We start from the raw sequence: 14,064 nt of genomic DNA on the forward strand, positions 1-14,064 counted from the left end.
CTTACTGAGCGCCTTGCTGTTCGGCCAGCTTGTCGGCCAGGCGTACGAAGGCGGCCAGGTCCAGTTGCTCCGGGCGCAGGCTGCCGTCGACGCCGGCGGCTTCGATGGCTTCGCTGTTGAGCAGGGCCTTGAGGGTGTTGCGCAAGGTCTTGCGACGCTGGTTGAAGGCTTCGCGAACGATGCGCTCCAGCAGGCGGTGGTCCTTGGCCGGGAAGGGCAGGGTTTCGTGCGGCACCAGGCGGACGATGGCCGAGTCGACCTTGGGTGGCGGGTTGAACGCGCCAGGGCCGACGTTGAACAGGTGCTCGACTCGGCAATGGTACTGGACCATGATCGACAAGCGGCCCCAGTCACCACCGCCCGGGCCTGCGGCCAGGCGCTCGACCACCTCCTTCTGCAGCATGAAGTGCATGTCGCGGATCAGCTCGGCGTTATCGAGCAGGTGGAAGATCAGCGGGGTGGAGATGTTGTACGGCAGGTTGCCGACCACCCGCAGGCTGCGCGGCGCGGCGCCCAGGCTGGTGAAGTCGAACTTAAGGGCGTCGCCCTGGTGCAGGCGGAAGTTGTCGCGACCAGCGAACTGCTGGTTGAGGATCGGCACCAGGTCCTTGTCCAGCTCGACCACGTCCAGCTGCGCGCCGCTGCCCAGCAGGCCTTCGGTCAAGGCACCCTGGCCCGGGCCGATTTCCAGCATACGGTCGGCAGACTTGGCGTTGATCGAGCGCAGGATGCGGTCGATGACGCCGGCGTCGTGCAGGAAGTTCTGGCCGAAGCGCTTGCGCGCCCGGTGTTGGTATTGCTCACTCATAGTCGGGTCTCGGCCATCTGGTAGGCGGTTTCCAGGGCGACCTGAAGGCTGCCGGTATCGATCTTGCCGCTGCCGGCCAGATCGAGGGCGGTGCCGTGGTCGACCGAGGTGCGGATGATCGGCAGGCCCAGGGTCACGTTTACCGCAGCGCCAAAGCCCTTGTACTTGAGTACGGGCAGGCCCTGGTCGTGGTACATCGCCAGCACTGCGTCGCAATGCTCCAGATATTTGGGGGTAAACAGGGTATCGGCAGGCAACGGGCCGCGCAGGTCCATGCCTTCGCTGCGCAGGCGCGCCAATGTCGGTTCGATGGTGTCGATTTCTTCATGGCCCAGGTGGCCGCCTTCACCCGCATGGGGGTTGAGGCCACAGACCAGGATGCGTGGGCTGGCGATGCCGAATTTCTGTTGCAGGTCGGTATGCAGGATCCGCGTGACCCGCTCCAGGCGTTCCGGGGTGATGGCGTCGGCGACATCGCGCAGGGGCAGGTGAGTGGTCACCAGCGCCACGCGAAGGCCGCGGGTGGCCAGCATCATCACCACTTGGGTGGTGGCGGTCAGGTCGGCGAGGAATTCGGTATGGCCGGAAAAGGCGATGCCGCTCTCGTTGATCACGCCCTTGTGGACGGGGGCGGTGATCATCCCGGCAAAGTCTCCGTCCAGGCAGCCTTGGCCCGCGCGGGTCAGGGTTTCCAGGACGAATGCGGCGTTGGCCTTGTCCAGCTGCCCGGCAACCACCGGGTTTTGCAGTGGCGTATCCCAGACATACAGGCTGCCGGCGGCGGCAGGCTGGTCGGGGAAGGCGTCAGGGGTTACCGGCAGCAAGGTGACGGCCACCCCCAGCTGCGTGGCCCGCTCGGCGAGCAGGTCACGGCTGGTGATGGCGATCAGGGGGTGAGGCTGGGCTTGCGTGGCAAGCAGCAGGCACAGGTCGGGACCTATGCCGGCTGGCTCACCGGGGGTGAGGGCGAAGCGCTTGAGTTTCACTGGGAGGCCTGGTCGGCGCCGGGAAGCTTGATTTCAACGTAGGCTTCGTCGCGAATCTGGCGCAGCCAGGTCTGCAGCTCTTCGTCGTACTTGCGGTTGCGCAGGACGTTCATCGCTTGCTGCTCACGCGCCTGTTCGGTGCTGTCGGTTGCGCGACGGCCGAGGACTTCCAGCACGTGCCAGCCGTATTGGGTCTGGAACGGCTGGGTCACTTGACCTTGCGGGGCATTGGCCATTTGCTCGCGGAATTCTGGCACCAGGACGTTCGGGTCAACCCAGTTGAGGTCGCCGCCGTTGAGCGCCGAGCCCGGGTCTTCCGAGAAACTCTTGGCCAGCTCGGCGAAGTCTTCACCGTTCTGGATACGCTCGTAGAGTTTCTCCGCCAACTGCTTGGTCGCTTCCGGGCTACGGATTTCGCTTGGCTTGATCAGGATGTGGCGCACGTGAACTTCGTCGCGCACCACGCTGCTGCCAGCACCGCGTTTTTCCTCGAGCTTGAGGATGATGAAGCCATTGGGGATGCGGATAGGCTGGGTGATGTCGCCGATCGACATGCTGCTGAGCATCTTGGCGAAGTCTGGTGGCAGCTGGCCGGCTTTGCGCCAGCCCATCTCGCCGCCTTCCAGGGCGTTATCGCTGGCCGAACTGGCGATCGCCATCTGGGCGAAGTCGGCACCGCTGCGCAGGCGCTGGTAGACCTCACCGGCTGTCCGGGCCGCTTTCTGGATCTGCTCCGAGTTGGCGCTTTCCGGCGTCGGGATCAGGATGTTGGCCAGGCGGTACTCTTCCGACAGCTGCATTCTGCCCAGGTCGGAGTTGAGGAAGTTCTTCACTTCCTGTTCCGACACCTGGATGCGCTCGGCCACACGGCGCTGGCGCACGCGGCTGATGATCATCTCGCGACGTACCTGCTCGCGGGCGTCCTCATACGACAGGCCGTCGCGGGCAAGGGCTGCGCGGAACTGCTCCAGGCTCATGCCGTTGCGCTGGGCAATGGTGGCGATGGCCTGGTTGAGTTCTTCGTCGGTGATGCGAATGCCCGAACGATCGCCGATCTGCAGTTGCAGGTTCTCGACGATCAGGCGCTCGAGCACCTGCTGGTCCAGCACGCTGGTGGGCGGAGCGGAGCCGCCGCGCTTGGCGATGGTCTGCTGGACTTCGCGCACGCGCTGGTCCAGCTGGCTTTTCATGACCACGTCGTTGTCGACGATGGCCACGACGCTATCCAGGGGCTGAACGGCGGCATGTACCGCGCCGCTCAGCAATACAGCGCCCAGCAACAGCGGGCGCAGACAATCAGTAAGCTTGGTCTTCACGTGTACGATAACCTTGAATGCCCTGGTCGAGGAACGACTCGACCTTGTTGCCCACTACGCCGCCCAGGCCTTTCAGCACAATCTGCAGGAAGACGCCGTGGTCGCCTTTTTCGTTTTGCGGAGTCGCCTGGCTGAAGTCGTCGTAATCGATCCAGTAACGGTTGATCAGACGCAGTTTCCAGCAGCAGCTGTCGTACTCGAAACCACCGAATGCTTCCAGCGTGCGGTTGCGGTTGTAGTCGTGCTGCCAGCGGGCGATTGCGGTCCATTGTGGAACGATCGGCCACATGACCGAGAAGTCATGCTGTTCGATCTTGTAGTAGTCCTTGATGTAGCCCGGTTCGCCTGGGGTCAGGTAGTCGCCGCCACCGACCTGCCAACGACCCGTGGTGCTGTTGTAGGTCACCATGTCGTTGCGGTAGCGATAGCCGAGGTTGACTACCTTGTTCACGTTATCTTCAGGCTGGTAGTGGAACATCGCGCTGCCCGAGCGGGTGCTGCGGCTGTCCGGATCCCAGTTGAAATCGGAGTTGAAGCGCCAGTCGCGGTTGAACTTGTACTCGTACTCCAGTGCGTACGGCGATACATCCGACTGGGCATCCTTGCGGTCGTCGAAACTGACGCCTGGCAGTTGCACCTTGCGGTCCCTGAAGTACAGGGCCTGGCCCACGGCAAGGCGTTGGCGCTCGAAGCCGTTTTCTTCAATCCAGCGGTTGGTCACACCCAGCGACAGCTTGTTCTCGTCACCGATACGGTCAATGCCGGAGAAGCGGTTGTCGCGGAAAAGCGAGGCGTAGCTGAAGGTGTTTTCGCTGGTGTCGAAGACCGGGATGTCGCGCTGGTCTTCATAAGGCACATAGAGATAGAACAGGCGCGGTTCCAGCGTCTGCCGGTAGTTCTTGCCGAACCATTGGGTGTTGCGATCGAAGTACAGGCCGCTGTCGACGCTGAAGATCGGCACGTTGCGGTTCTGCGAGCCGTTGAACTCACCCTGCAGCGCCAGGGTTTCCGGGCTGGCGGTCGCCAGGTCGTTCTTGCCCTTGCCGTCCAGATCAAGATCGTAATGAGTGGTCATGTACTTGATCGAAGGCGTCAGGAAGCCATAGGTTTCCCTGAGCGGCAGGCTGATCATCGGGGCGGCATTCAGGCGGGTGCCGTTCGAACGCGCAACACCGAAGATGTTCTCGTCAAGTCGCTTGCCGCCGAGAACATTGCCGGATGCATCGGTCACGAGCCCGGCGGTAGGGTCAGGGTTGCCATCTTCATCGAAGACCAGGTCATCTTTCAGGTTACGGTCGAAACGAACCGCTTCGGTCTCGTAGCTGAAGTCGAATCCGCCCGGATGATACGGCAGCATCCCGTTGAAGGTTACCTGAGGCAGCCGGTCATACGGGGTGATCTGGGAGATGGTCGCAAGTTCAGTGGCCTGAACGTTCAGGCGCGCGGTGTAATCGTCACCGCGGTAGGTCATGGCGCCCTGCTGGTTGAGGTAGTCCCGGCTCTCGACGCCAATCTGGTCGGTTTCCAGGTCCTGGAAATAGAACGGATCGCTGATGTCGGTGTAGTCGACCTCGGTAAACACGCGGGAATCCAGGCCTCCCTTGTGCTGCCAGTTGACCATCCAGCGTTTTTCTTCGTAGTCGGTCTGCAGCTTGCGCTCGTCTTCCTTGTCGCTCAGGTAGGCACCGCCGAACTGGCCCTCGCTGGATTCGGTCAGGTAGCGGAACTCGCCTTCCATCAACAGGCCACGTTTGGCCATGTAGCGTGGATACAAGGTGGCGTCGTAGTTCGGCGCCAGGTTGAAGTAGTACGGCGTGACCAGGGTGAAACCGGTGTCACTGCTGGTGCTGAACGACGGCGGCAGGAAGCCGGACTGGCGACGGTCGTCGATCGGGAAGTAGATATACGGTGTGTAGAACACCGGGACATCCTTGACCCGCAGGGTGACGTTGGTCGCGGTACCGAAACCGGTAGCCGGGTTCAGGGTGATGTTGTTGCCCTTGAGCTGCCAGGCGTTGCTGTTCGGCTCACAGGTGGTGTAGGTACCGTCCTTGAGGCGAATGATGGCGTTCTCGGCGCGCTTGGCGTACAGCGCGTTACCGCGGATGCGCGATTTGTGCATCACGTACTCGGCGTTGTCGACCTTGGCTTCGCCGGTATCGAGCTGGATGTCGGCGTGATCGCCCACCACCAGCGAGCCATTGTCACGGATCTTGACGTTGCCGCTGAGCTCGCCACGGTTCTCGGCCTGGTACAGGTTGGCCTCGTCGGCTTCGACCTGCATGCTGCCCTGGCGCATGACCACGTCACCGGCGAGGGTGGCGATCTGCTGTTCTTGCTGATAGCGGGAAACCTTGGCGCCGATGAAGGTCGGTGCTTCGTCCTTCGGCGTGGTGTCGTCCATGCCCGGACGAATCGGCTCGACATAGGCGCCGGCGCAGTATGGGCCGGTTTCGGCGAGCTGGGCCGGGGTCAGTTGGTCACGTGGCACCCAGTCCAGGTGGCTGTAGTCGGCACTGCGGGTCTTCAGGCCGCGGCCCTTGCTCTCGGTGACCAGCATTGGCGTCTCGCCAGGCGCTTCGACGGCTTCGCCGGTGGCTGCGGTGGTCTCGCCAGCGGAACTGGCGGCCGCACCCTGATGCACCGGGCGTGGTGGCAGAGGCGCAGCGTTGGTCTTGGGCTTGCAGTCCCAGCCTCCGGCAGCGGACACTTGGCAGTCGAACTGCTCGGCGGCGACCACATGCGAAGTGGCCAGCGGTTGCAGCGCCAGCAGACCGCCGGTGACCAGCAACGGGAATTTTTTACGAAACGCGGGGGATTTCAATGCCATCTTATTAGTCCGGGCTTCCTGCGTGCCATCTGCCCGCGGTGGGGCCGCACGCCTCTCGATGGTCTGAAAAAGATGCTGGATAATAAAGCATGACCCGCTTGACGGCTAGGGCCGTCGGAGACCCTTGTAATGCCTGAACACGATGTACGCCTGCAACAACTGGAAGCCTGGCTCGCCGAACAACTGGCGCAGCTGTTTCAATCACAGGGCTGGGGGGCCGTTCCGACCGGCACCCTGACCGCCGCCAGCAGCGACGCCAGCTTCCGTCGCTACTTCCGCTGGCAGGCCGATGGCCGCAGCTTCATCATTATGGACGCTCCGCCTCCGCAAGAAAACTGCCGTCCCTTCGTCGATATCGCACAGCTGCTGGCCAGCGCCGAGGTCAATGTCCCGGTCATCCACGCACAGGACCTGGAGCGAGGATTCCTGCTGCTCAGCGACCTGGGCACCAAGACCTACCTCGATGTGATCGATGCCGATAACGCCGATGGGCTGTTCGCCGATGCCGTTCAGGCACTGCTGGCTTTCCAGCAACTGCCGATGGACGCCCCCTTGCCCAGCTATGATGTAGCGCTGCTGCGCCGTGAACTGGAACTGTTCCCCGAATGGTATGTGGGGCGCGAACTCGGCCTGGGCCTGACCAATGTGCAACTGGCCGCCTGGCAACGCATCAGTACCCTGTTGATCGACAGTGCCCTGGCCCAGCCCAAGGTGCTGGTGCACCGGGATTTCATGCCGCGCAACCTGATGCAGAGCACGCCGAACCCCGGGGTGCTGGATTTCCAGGACGCGGTGTACGGGCCGGTCACCTATGACATCACCTGCCTATTCAAGGATGCGTTCCTGAGCTGGCCGCAGGCGCGGGTCGAAGGTTGGCTGAAGAACTACTGGGAGCAGGCTCGGGACAAGGGTATCCCGGTGCAGGCCGACTTCGAGGATTTCTGGCGTGCCAGCGACCTCATGGGCGTACAGCGCCACCTCAAGGTGATCGGCATCTTTGCCCGGATCTGTCACCGCGATGGCAAGCCGCGCTACCTGACCGATGTGCCACGCTTCTTTGCCTATATAGATGAAGTGATAGCCCGCCGTCCGGAACTGGCCGAGCTCGACGAACTGATCGAGAGCCTCCAGGCCACTGCCGGGGAGCGTCCATGAAGGCGATGATCCTGGCGGCTGGCAAAGGCGAGCGCATGCGGCCGCTGACCTTGCACACGCCCAAACCGCTGGTGCCGGTTGCCGGCGTACCCTTGATCGAATACCACCTGCGCGCCCTGGTGGCAGCGGGCTTCAAGGACGTGGTGATCAACCATGCCTGGCTCGGGGCGCAGATCGAGGCCCACCTGGGCAACGGTTCGGGGTGGGGGCTGAATATCAGCTATTCCGCAGAGGGAGAGCCGCTGGAGACCGGCGGCGGGATCTTCAAGGCCCTACCGTTGCTGGGCAATGAGCCCTTCGTGCTGGTCAATGGCGATGTCTGGACCGACTACGACTTCAGCCGGCTGCCGCAAAAGCCTGCCGGCCTTGCGCACCTGGTGCTGGTGGACAATCCCGGCCACCACGGCAAGGGCGATTTCTGCCTGCAGCAGGGGCAGGTCAGCGACGGCCATGAAGCAGCAAGCACCCTGACCTACAGCGGTATTGCGGTGATCGATCCGCAGCTGTTCAAAAACTGCACAGTCGGTGCATTCAAGCTGGCACCGTTGCTGCGTCAGGCCATGGCCGAAGGCCTGGTGTCGGGGGAGTACTTTGACGGGCACTGGGTAGATGTCGGCACCCTGGAGCGGCTGGCGGAAGTCGAACGTCTGATCGCCGGGCGTCGCTGAAATGTTGTGGCCGAGCACAGTGATGGGTGCCGGGGTCGGTTTCGCCATCGCCAGCATTCCAGGCGCATTGCTGGGGGCGTTGCTGGGCCAGGCGATGGATCGTCGGTTGCAGTTGCACAGTTGGGCGCATTTGCGTGAACGTCTGGGTGGGCGCCCGGTGTTGCGCGATGACGAGGTGCTGTTCGTACTGCTCGGTCGCCTGGCCAAGTGCGACGGGCGTGTGGTCGATGGCCATATCCAGCAGGCTCGCCAGGAGATGCAGCGCCTGGAAATGAGCGAGCCGGTACGACGGCGGGCGATTGCCGCGTTCAATCGCGGCAAGAGTGGCAAGGATCGCTTGGGTCATTACCTGCGTCGTCTGAAACAACAGCCCCATGCCGCCGAAGGCATGCTGCGCGCGTGCTGGCGCATGGTCTGGGCCGATGGCCGGGCCGGGCGCCAGGAGCGCGAACTGCTGCTGGACTGGGGACAGCAACTGGGCTGGTCGGCCAGCAAAGTCCAGGCCCTGGCACTGGAATACGAACCCCAGCGCCCCGCTCTGGCCAGCGCCAGCTTTGGATATCAGGACGCCTTGCGCGTGCTCGGCGTGGCTGTCGAAGCCGAGCCCGGGCAGATCAAGCAGGCCTATCGGCGCCTGCTCAGCCGTCACCATCCGGACAAACTGGTTGGCAGCGGCGCCAGCCCGTCACAGGTGCGCGAGGCGACCGAGCGCACCCGTGAGCTGCATCAGGCCTACGCGATCATCCGTAAGCGTCGCGGGTTCTAGTCGACGTTTTCCGGGCTCAACCAACCACGGACACGGCGGAACAACTGCTCCTGCTCCGCCTTGTTGTTTCCGGGCATGGCGGTCAGGGCCACTTGTCGATAGGTGTTGTCCTTGAGCCGTTTACTGGCCTGCAGGCGCAGTTCGGCGGCGCGACGGGCCTGGGCCTGGTTGCTGTAGTAGAAATCACCGGTCGGCACTTTCAGCGAAGGCGCCAGGCTGTCCAGGCTTTGCTGCGCTTGCGCCGGTGTCTGCGCTGCGATCATCACCAGTTTTTGCACCTGCGCCGGTTGCCGTTCATTGAGGTAGCGGGCAGCCCAGTACGCGCCGCTGCCACTGCCGGCCAGGGCAATCGTGCGGGCGTTGTGCTGCTGCGCGTAGGCCACGGCGGCGTCGAGTCGGGCGAAGATGCGCTCGGCGTCGGCCTTGTCATTGTCGTTGCCGGGCGCTGCTGGCGCGGCACTTTCGGCGGCCTCGTTGTCGACGGCCGTGGCCTGCTCGACGCTGGCATTGGCATCATCCGGGGTGTCCTTGGCCGGTGCGCTCTGGCCCTGGGGGGCGGGCTGTTCTGGCGGTGGTGCAGCTTCGACACGGGCTTGCGGGCTGTCTTGCAGCAGGTCCGGCAGGCCCAGGCTCAGGCTGTGCCAGCCGGCGTCCGGGAACTTGCGGCGCAAGGGGCCGACCGTTTTTGGCCAGTCAGCGGTTTCGCCGGCGCCGGCGAGGATGATCAATGCCCCCTCGGGATCGCTGCTGTTGGCCGGCTTCCACAACGCCAGGAAGGCATCGTTGCCCGCTTGCAGCATCTGCTGCTCGGACTTGGGCACCTGGCGCTCAAGGGCCTGGGCCTCTTCCTGGCTGCGTTCGACCAGCGGCTGGCGCTGAGCTGCGGCAGGCGGGGTGTCGGTAGCCGCTTCTGGCGTTTCGCCAGTAGCCGCGTATGCGCTACAAGGTAATATCAATGAAAGGCAGAACGCGGGAAGCGTCGTACGATACAGTGAGAACATGGATCGATCCAAGCCAGAATAATACCGGCAGCCTAATAGTATTTGTCCGGGACGGCCATGCTCGCTGGCCATCCTTCCTTTGATGAGAGTGCAGATGAAGTCATTGCGCTGCCTGTTGCTTATCGGCTGTTTGTGCCTGCCCTTGATCATATCGGCAGCACCCGTCGCGCCACCCGCTGCCGTGGTGCTTGAGCCGGCGCAGCAGCAGTGGCTTGAGCAGCATCGCAGCCTGCGGGTCGGGCTGGTGTTGCAGGCGCCTTTCGCCCAGTTCGACCGGCGCCTGCAGCAGCTGTACGGGGTCAATGTCGAGCTGATGAACTGGGTGGGCCGCTCGCTGGGGCTGGACCTGACCTGGCGCAACTTCCCTGATCAGGCGTCGCTGGAGCGCGCCCTGGTCGCCGGCGAAGTCGACCTGGCGCCTGGTCTGACCCAGACCCCGGCCGGCCTGCGCCTGTGGTTGTTCAGCGACCCGTACATGCGCGTGCCGCAACTGATCGTTGGCTCGCGTACCGGTGCGGTGGCAGTGGACCTGGAAAAGCTCGCCGGCAACGAGCGGGTCGCGGTACGCATGCCCAGTGCAGTGGCCGACTACCTGCGCGCCACCTATTCGAACCTCAACCTGCAAGGTGTTCCGCAGGAGCGCCAGGCCTTGCAACTGGTGCTCAGCGAACAGGCCCGCTATGCCGTGGTGGATGAAGCACAACTGAGCCGGTTGTCGCGGGAAAGCGAGTTCAGCGACCTGGCCGTGGTCGGCGATATCGGCTTGCCGCAGTTGCTGCGCGTGGCGTCGCGGCGCGACTGGCCGCAACTGGCGCAAATCATCGAACTCGGCCTGCAGGCCATTCCGGCCAAGGACCTGGAACAACTGCACCAGCGCTGGCTGGAGCCCAAGTACCCGCGCCTGAGCGAGTCGCCCGGTTTCTGGCAAAACCTGGGGTTGCTGCTGGCCGTCTTGCTGTTGAGCTGCATGGCCATCGTGGTCTGGCAACGGCGCCAGTTGCGTCAGTTGGAGCACAACCTGCTGACCGCCCGCGAGACCATCAACCAGCGCCAGGCACGTGAGGAGGCCCTGCGCCTGAGCCAGTTCTCCATCGACCAGAGCACGGTGGGTATCCTTTGGGTCAACTGGGACAGTCATGTGCGCTACGCCAACCGGGCCGCCGAGAGCATGCTCGGTTACCCGGAAGGGGCGGTGATCGACCGGCCCTTGATCGATTTCGAACCCAACCTGCACATGGACCGCTGGCTGGAACTCTGGAAACGCGCCCGGGCCAGCAACGACACCGCCCAGCATTTCGAAACCCAGTGCCTGTGCGCCGACGGCAGCCTGCTGCCGGTGGATGTGTCGCTGAGCTTCCTGCGCTTTCGCGATGCCGAGTACCTGGTGGTGTTCCTCACCGATGTCACCGAACGCCGTCGCGCCCTGGCGGCCTTGCGCGAAAGCGAGGCCAGGCTCAAGGGCATCGCTGGCAACGTGCCGGGGCTGGTGTTCCGGCTGGAGCGCAACCCGGCGGAAGGCGACCTTGAGTTTCCCTACATCAGCGAGGGCAGTGAGGCGCTGGTCGGTTACTCACCGGCGGTTCTGCAGCATCCGGACATGGGCTTGCGCAATCTGGTGCACCCGGAGGACCGGGCCGATTACCACAAGGTCCAGGACCTGGCCCTGGCCACCGACCGCGACTGGTCCTGGCAAGGTCGTATCCTGACCCGCGACGGTGAACAGCGCTGGGCCGACATCAAGGCCAGTACCCGCAGCCTGGGCGATGGCCGGGTGGTCTGGGACGGCGTGGTCTGGGACATTACCCAGAGCAAGCGGGCCGAGCTTGAGCTGGCGCGTTCCCAGGAACAGCTGCGTGAGTTGTCGGCGCACCTGGAAAGCGTGCGTGAAGAGGAAAAGGCGCGCATCGCCCGGGAAGTGCATGACGAGCTGGGGCAGATGCTGACGGTGCTCAAGCTGGAAACGTCCATGTGCGAATTGGCCTACGCCGACCTCGATCCCGGCCTCAATGAGCGCCTGGCCAGCATGAAGCGCCTGATTGCCCAACTGTTCCAACTGGTACGCGATGTGGCCACGGCCTTGCGCCCGCCGATCCTGGATGCCGGCATCGCCTCGGCCATCGAATGGCAGGCACGGCGATTTGAAGCACGCACACAGATTCCTTGCCTGGTGCAGGTGCCGGAGAATCTGCCACCCTTGAGCGATGCCAAGGCCACCGGCTTGTTCCGCATCCTGCAGGAGGCCCTGACCAATGTCATGCGCCACGCCCGGGCGCATACTGTGCAGATCAACCTGGGCCTGGATGGGCAGACCTTGCGCTTGACGGTGATCGACGATGGCATCGGCTTTACGCCGGAGCAGAGCCGCCCGGCCTCTTTCGGCCTGGTCGGCATGCGTGAGCGGGTCTTGATGCTGGGCGGGCAAATGACCCTGGAAAGCGAGCCGGGCGAGGGCACCAGCCTCAGCGTGGGCATTCCTCTGAAATAGGAGCGGTATCGTGATTCGAGTTCTGGTAGCCGAAGACCACACCATCGTCCGCGAAGGTATCAAGCAACTGATCGGCCTGGCCAAGGATATGCAGGTGGCGGGGGAGGCCGCCAATGGCGAGCAGTTGCTGGAGACCTTGCGCCATACCGAATGCGAGGTGGTGCTGCTGGATATCTCCATGCCTGGCGTCAATGGCCTGGAGGCTATTCCGCGGATCCGTGCGCTGAACGATCCGCCGGCGATCCTGGTGCTGTCGATGCACGACGAGGCGCAGATGGCTGCACGGGCGCTGAAGGTCGGGGCGGCGGGCTATGCCACCAAGGACAGCGATCCGGCCCTGCTGCTGGCGGCGATCCGGCGGGTGGCCGGGGGCGGTCGCTATATCGATCCGGAGCTGGCCGACCGCATGGTCTTCGAGGTCGGCCTGACCGATGCCCGGCCACTGCACTCCTTGCTGTCCGAGCGTGAGTTTTCGGTGTTCGAACGCCTGGCCCAGGGCGCCAATGTCAACGACATCGCCCAGCAACTGGCGCTGAGCAACAAGACCATCAGCACCCACAAGGCGCGCCTGATGCAGAAGCTCAACGTGAACTCGCTGGCGGAGTTGGTGAAGTACGCCATGGAGCACAAGCTGGTCTGAGTGTTCCAATTGCGACATCGCGGTGCCGCCATCGCTGGCTACGCCAGCTCCCACAGAGAGCACGCATGTGGGAGCTGGCGTAGCCAGCGATGGTAATGCTGAAGCCGGTAAAGCCCTCGGGTCTTGTCTGAAAACGTCATCCATGTAGGGCAATCCCTACCCCAACCCTTCCATGCGGCTGATATCAATCTCTCTCCACCCCCGATTTCCGGGGGCTTGCACCTTCTCTAGGCTGTGACTACGGCAGTCATCCAACAAGAAGGTACAGGTATGAGTGAGGTGAATTCGAGCGCTGCAGCCGGCGAAGTGCTGGTCAGCTTCCGTGGTGTGCAGAAGAGCTACGACGGCGAGTCGCTGATCGTCAAAGACCTCAACCTGGATATTCGCAAAGGCGAGTTCCTGACCTTGCTCGGCCCCTCCGGCTCCGGCAAGACCACCAGCCTGATGATGCTGGCCGGCTTCGAGACGCCGACCGCCGGCGAGATCCAGCTGGCCGGCCGTTCGATCAACAACGTGCCACCGCACAAGCGCGACATCGGCATGGTGTTCCAGAACTACGCCCTGTTCCCGCACATGACCGTGGCCGAGAACCTGGCGTTCCCCCTGACCGTGCGCAACCTGAGCAAGACCGACATCAGCGAGCGGGTCAAGCGCGTGCTCAACATGGTCCAGCTCGACGCTTTCGCCAAGCGCTACCCGGGCCAGTTGTCCGGTGGCCAGCAGCAGCGTGTGGCCCTGGCCAGGGCGCTGGTGTTCGAGCCACAGTTGGTGCTGATGGACGAGCCGCTCGGCGCCCTCGACAAGCAACTGCGCGAACACATGCAGATGGAAATCAAGCATCTGCACCAGCGCCTGGGTGTCACCGTGGTCTACGTGACCCACGACCAGGGCGAGGCGCTGACCATGTCCGACCGCGTGGCGGTGTTCCACCAGGGCGAGATCCAGCAGATCGCCGACCCGCGCACCCTCTACGAAGAGCCGAAGAACACCTTCGTGGCCAACTTCATCGGCGAGAACAACCGTATCAACGGTCGCCTGATCAGCCAGGATGGCGACCGTTGCCATGTGCAGCTGGCGCGTGGTGAGAAAGTCGAAGCGCTGGCGGTGAATGTCGGCCAGACCGGCGAACCGGTGACCCTGTCGATCCGTCCCGAGCGCGTGCGCCTCAACGGCCATAGCGAAAGCTGCGTCAACCGCTTCTCCGGTCGGGTGGCCGAATTCATCTACCTGGGCGACCACGTGCGGGTCCGCCTGGAAGTCTGCGGCAAGGCCGATTTCTTCGTGAAGCAGCCGATTGCCGAACTCGACCCGGCCCTGGCCGTGGGCGATGTGGTGCCGCTTGGCTGGGAGGTCGAGCACGCCCGCGCGCTCGACCCGATCCAGGAAGCCAATTGAAGGTTTGCTTCACC

At 63.6% G+C, this 14,064-nt stretch carries 11 protein-coding genes; 6 read left to right on the plus strand and 5 right to left on the minus strand.

What is annotated here, in order from left to right:
* Position 1 precedes the first annotated feature (1 nt).
* From rsmA to ACIQUS_RS08275, 4 genes are read right to left on the minus strand one after another with little or no spacing between them, the layout of a single operon-like run.
* Positions 2-808 (minus strand): 16S rRNA (adenine(1518)-N(6)/adenine(1519)-N(6))-dimethyltransferase RsmA, encoded by an 807-nt coding sequence (gene rsmA, locus ACIQUS_RS08260; RefSeq protein ID WP_285862854.1) that lies wholly within the window; start codon positions 806-808, stop codon positions 2-4.
* Positions 805-1,794: a 4-hydroxythreonine-4-phosphate dehydrogenase PdxA gene (pdxA, locus tag ACIQUS_RS08265; protein WP_403045313.1), complete on the minus strand. Its 990-nt coding sequence runs from the start codon at positions 1,792-1,794 to the stop codon at positions 805-807. The genes rsmA and pdxA overlap by 4 nt, the downstream gene beginning before the upstream one ends.
* Complete coding sequence (surA, locus tag ACIQUS_RS08270) at positions 1,791-3,110, minus strand: peptidylprolyl isomerase SurA (RefSeq protein WP_403045315.1); 1,320 nt, start codon at positions 3,108-3,110, stop codon at positions 1,791-1,793. Before surA ends, pdxA begins: the two co-directional genes overlap by 4 nt.
* Complete coding sequence (locus tag ACIQUS_RS08275) at positions 3,091-5,940, minus strand: LPS-assembly protein LptD (RefSeq protein WP_403045318.1); 2,850 nt, start codon at positions 5,938-5,940, stop codon at positions 3,091-3,093. The genes surA and ACIQUS_RS08275 overlap by 20 nt, the downstream gene beginning before the upstream one ends.
* Before the next feature lie 129 nt (positions 5,941-6,069).
* On the opposite strand from ACIQUS_RS08275, the gene ACIQUS_RS08280 reads away from it, so the two are divergent.
* The 3 genes from ACIQUS_RS08280 to ACIQUS_RS08290 are packed head-to-tail and all read left to right on the plus strand — an operon-like array spanning position 6,070 to position 8,529.
* Positions 6,070-7,095: an aminoglycoside phosphotransferase family protein gene (locus tag ACIQUS_RS08280; RefSeq protein WP_403045321.1), complete on the plus strand. Its 1,026-nt coding sequence runs from the start codon at positions 6,070-6,072 to the stop codon at positions 7,093-7,095.
* The gene (gene murU / locus ACIQUS_RS08285; RefSeq protein ID WP_403045323.1) at positions 7,092-7,763 is read left to right on the plus strand and encodes an N-acetylmuramate alpha-1-phosphate uridylyltransferase MurU; all 672 of its coding nucleotides are present in this window, start codon (positions 7,092-7,094) and stop codon (positions 7,761-7,763) included. The genes ACIQUS_RS08280 and murU overlap by 4 nt, the downstream gene beginning before the upstream one ends.
* Before the next feature lies 1 nt (position 7,764).
* Positions 7,765-8,529: a TerB family tellurite resistance protein gene (locus tag ACIQUS_RS08290; RefSeq protein WP_403045326.1), complete on the plus strand. Its 765-nt coding sequence runs from the start codon at positions 7,765-7,767 to the stop codon at positions 8,527-8,529.
* On the opposite strand, the gene ACIQUS_RS08295 is transcribed toward ACIQUS_RS08290, so the two are convergent.
* Positions 8,526-9,530, minus strand: coding sequence for an alpha/beta hydrolase family protein (locus ACIQUS_RS08295; protein ID WP_403045329.1), 1,005 nt, complete (start codon positions 9,528-9,530; stop codon positions 8,526-8,528). The genes ACIQUS_RS08290 and ACIQUS_RS08295 overlap by 4 nt on opposite strands.
* 94 nt (positions 9,531-9,624) lie before the next feature.
* Here ACIQUS_RS08295 and ACIQUS_RS08300 point away from each other — a divergent pair, with 94 nt between their 5' ends.
* The 3 genes from ACIQUS_RS08300 to ACIQUS_RS08310 all read left to right on the plus strand — a co-directional run bounded on the left by ACIQUS_RS08300 (position 9,625) and on the right by ACIQUS_RS08310 (position 14,050).
* Positions 9,625-12,015, plus strand: coding sequence for a PAS domain S-box protein (locus ACIQUS_RS08300; RefSeq protein ID WP_403045331.1), 2,391 nt, complete (start codon positions 9,625-9,627; stop codon positions 12,013-12,015).
* Positions 12,016-12,022: 7 nt separating this feature from the next.
* Positions 12,023-12,655: a response regulator gene (locus ACIQUS_RS08305; protein ID WP_403045402.1), complete on the plus strand. Its 633-nt coding sequence runs from the start codon at positions 12,023-12,025 to the stop codon at positions 12,653-12,655.
* A 270-nt stretch (positions 12,656-12,925) separates the two neighbouring features.
* Positions 12,926-14,050: an ABC transporter ATP-binding protein gene (locus ACIQUS_RS08310; protein WP_285862863.1), complete on the plus strand. Its 1,125-nt coding sequence runs from the start codon at positions 12,926-12,928 to the stop codon at positions 14,048-14,050.
* Positions 14,051-14,064 lie beyond the last annotated feature (14 nt).

Origin of the sequence: Pseudomonas sp. NPDC090755, assembly GCF_044769005.1 — a bacterium.
Classification (GTDB): domain Bacteria; phylum Pseudomonadota; class Gammaproteobacteria; order Pseudomonadales; family Pseudomonadaceae; genus Aquipseudomonas.